At 32.7% G+C, this 3344-nt stretch carries 3 protein-coding genes; 1 reads left to right on the top strand and 2 read right to left on the bottom strand.

What is annotated here, in order from left to right:
• Positions 1-1315 (bottom strand): signal peptide peptidase SppA (gene sppA / locus Q0075_RS01205; protein ID WP_297867923.1); only part of this gene is annotated, 1315 nt, incomplete at its 3' end.
• A 115-nt stretch (positions 1316-1430) separates the two neighbouring features.
• On the opposite strand from sppA, the gene folK reads away from it, so the two are divergent.
• On the top strand, positions 1431-2564 hold the full coding sequence (gene folK / locus Q0075_RS01200) for a 2-amino-4-hydroxy-6-hydroxymethyldihydropteridine diphosphokinase (protein ID WP_297867922.1): 1134 nt from the start codon (positions 1431-1433) through the stop codon (positions 2562-2564).
• 78 nt (positions 2565-2642) lie between these two features.
• Here the strand turns inward: folK and Q0075_RS01195 are convergent, their stop codons facing one another.
• A complete protein-coding gene (locus Q0075_RS01195) occupies positions 2643-3170 on the bottom strand; it encodes an RNA methyltransferase (protein WP_297867921.1) in 528 nt (175 codons plus the stop codon).
• Positions 3171-3344: the final 174 nt, after the last annotated feature.

The raw sequence follows: 3344 nt of genomic DNA, 5'->3' as shown, positions 1-3344 counted from the left end.
AACCGCTAGCGTTTTCATGCGTTTTTACTTGTTCGGCGTTAATTCCGATGTTTTTACCTAATTGGTTCATGTTGGGTAACATCCCAAATACTCCAATTGAACCTGTAATCGTATTTGGTTCAGCGAAAATTCTATCCGCATTAGCAGCAATATAGTAACCACCAGAAGCCGCATAATTCCCCATAGAAACTACAACGGGTTTTGTTTTTTTAGTGATTTCAATTTCTCTCCAAATTAACTCCGAAGTTAAAGCACTTCCTCCTGGGCTATTCACTCGTAAAACGATAGCTTTTATATCATCGTTTTCTCGAGCTTCTTGTAAAGAACGTTTGATTGAACCTTCACCAATTACATTAACATCGCCTTCGCCACCTGCAATTTCACCTTGAGCATAAATTACGGCAATTATATCTTTTTTAGAGTAATCTTCAACTGTTGAAGCGGCAGTTTTTGCATAATCTGTGATACTTACGATATCATATTTTTCTTTTTTGTCAAGCTTTAATTTTGCTCTAATCATATCATGATATTCATCTTCATAAGCTATTTTATCCACTAATTTATTTGCTAAAGCCAAGTCTGGAGTTCTTGCACCTAACGTATTTGCAATAGCATTTAACTGGGCAATTGATAATTTTCTGCTTTTAGCAATATCTTCTACAATAGTACTCCAAACCGAGTTTAATAAAACCGTCATTTGTTCGCGATTTTCGGAACTCATTTCCTGAGCTAAGAAAGGTTCAACAGCACTTTTGTATTTTCCATGACGAATTACTTCAAACTTAACACCCGATTTTTCTTGTAACTCTTTCATGTAAATAATTTCAGAAGATAATCCTTTGAAATCAACTTCTCCCATTGGGTTTAAATATACTTGATCTGCAACAGAATTTAAATAATATTCGCCTTGTGTGTAAAAATTAGCGTAAGCATAAACAAATTTTCCAGATTTTTTGAAATCTTCCAATTTATCTCGCACTGCTTTGCTTTGGGCTAAACCTAGTTGTGATTGGTTGTTAAGAATAGAAATTCCTTTAATTTTGTCATCGGTTTTAGCCGCTTCAATTGCATTTAAAATATCGGTAACACCATCATGATGGGCTTCAAAGTAATTGAAGTCTTTATAATTTGTTTTTCCTGCATAGTCTAAAGATACTTTCGATAAGTCTAATTCAATAACCGAATTATTTTTTACGGTAACGGCATCGTCACCGCTTCCTGCAATAGCTCCAATTATAATTATACCAAAAAAAGCAATAATACTAAAGACAAAAAGCCCCACTATGGTTGCTAATACATTTCCTAAAAATCTCATTTCAATTTCATTTTAATTTAAAGTATTAGTAGTAATAAGTAGAAAATTGTTACATGTTCATAAAAAAACCGGAAAGGTAAATTATAAGTCTAAAATTGTTTGTTATTTTGCCAATATGAGTCAGCATCAAGTTATTTTATCTTTAGGAAGCAATCAAGGCAATCGTTTAGAAACGATTCAGTCTTGTATTGATTTGATTCATAATGAAGTAGCAACGGTCGTAAAGGTTTCTAAAGTTTATGAAACACCAGCTTGGGGTTTTGAAAGTGAACCTTTTTATAATGTTGCGATTCTGATTCATACCACAAAATCGGCTCAAAAAATTTTGAATCAGGTTTTGAAAGTAGAGAAGAAGTTAGGTCGAATTCGTTCCAAAGATTCGGGTTATCAAGCTCGAATAATTGATGTGGATATCATCGCTTTTGATGAAGAAATTATTTCAACTGAAAACTTACAAGTCCCTCATCCGTTAATGCAAAACCGAAAGTTTGTGTTACAGCCGATGTTAGATTTGGGATTGAACTGGGAACATCCAAAGTTGAAAAAATCAGTTACTCAATTATTTGCTCAAACCGAAGATGTAAGCGAAATAAAAGCGGTTCACTCCATAATTTCACCTATTGAAAAATTACAATTACAGCAATTCAATTACATCGCGATTGAAGGAAATATTGGAGCAGGAAAAACAACTTTATCAACCAAATTATCAGAAGATTGCAATGCGAAATTAGTCTTAGAACGTTTTGCTGACAATCCGTTTTTGCCAAAGTTTTACAAAGACCAAAGTCGTTACGCGTTTCCATTAGAAATGTCATTTTTAGCCGATAGATACCAACAATTATCTGATGATTTAGCACAATTTGATTTATTCAAAGATTTTGTGGTGGCAGATTATCATATTTTTAAATCATTAATTTTTGCCAAAGTAACGCTTCAAGAAGATGAGTTTCGATTGTACAAAACCATGTTCGACATCATTCATAAAGAAATGCCAAAACCTGATTTGTATGTGTATTTGTATCAAAACACCGAAAGATTGTTGGAAAACATCAAAAAGCGCGGCAGAAGTTACGAGCAAGAAATTCCAGCGGATTATTTAGAGAAAATCAATCAAGGCTACTTAGATTATATCAAAACTCAAACCGATTTAAATGTCTTGATTATTGATGTTTCAGACTTAGATTTTGTGAAAAAACAGGAGGATTATGTTTTTTTGTTGAATGAAATCAATGCTAAGATTAAAAAATGATTTTGGAACACAGATTAAACGGATTTACACAGATTTTAAAAATTTATTTAATTTCTTCAATTAGTGTTCCGAAAAAATTTACTTCATTTTCTGAAACAAATCCCAAATCACAATTCCAGCACTCACCGAAATATTCAATGAATGTTTGCTTCCTAATTGCGGAATTTCAATTACACCATCGCTCAAATTAATAGCTTCTTGAGAAACACCTTTTACTTCGTTTCCAAAAATTAAAGCATATTTTGTATTGGTTTCAGGTTGAAAATCATCTAACATAATCGCATTTTCCGTTTGCTCCACAGAATACACTTTTATGTTTTCTTGTTTCAATTGATTTACCACTTCTAAAACGTCTTTAGCATATTCCCAAGCAACGGTTTCTGTTGCACCAAGAGCTGTTTTGTGAATTTCTTTGTTGGGCGGAGTAGCCGTAATGCCACACAAATAAATCTTTTCAATCAAAAAAGCATCCGAAGTTCTGAAAACCGAACCAATGTTGTGCAAACTTCTAATATCATCTAAGATTACAATAATGGGTGTTTTTTGAGCTTCTTTAAACTCCTCAATGTTTTTACGTTCTAATTCTGCGTTGGCTAATTTTCTCATGTGGCAAAAGTAAAGATTAATTATAAAACTTTAAAACTTGATTTTTGAAATTGATATTGTCATTGTCTTTGAAATTATTACCTTCGCAATCATACTTAAAATTTGAAATTGTGGCTAAAAAATCTGCAGCAACTCCCGATAAAGCACCCAAGGAAACACCTTTAATGAAGCAAT

Origin of the sequence: uncultured Flavobacterium sp., from assembly GCF_937967675.1 — a bacterium.
In the GTDB taxonomy this organism is placed as follows: Bacteria; Bacteroidota; Bacteroidia; order Flavobacteriales; family Flavobacteriaceae; genus Flavobacterium.
Note: the sequence above shows the minus strand (reverse complement) of the source record. Positions and strands in the feature narration are given on the sequence as shown.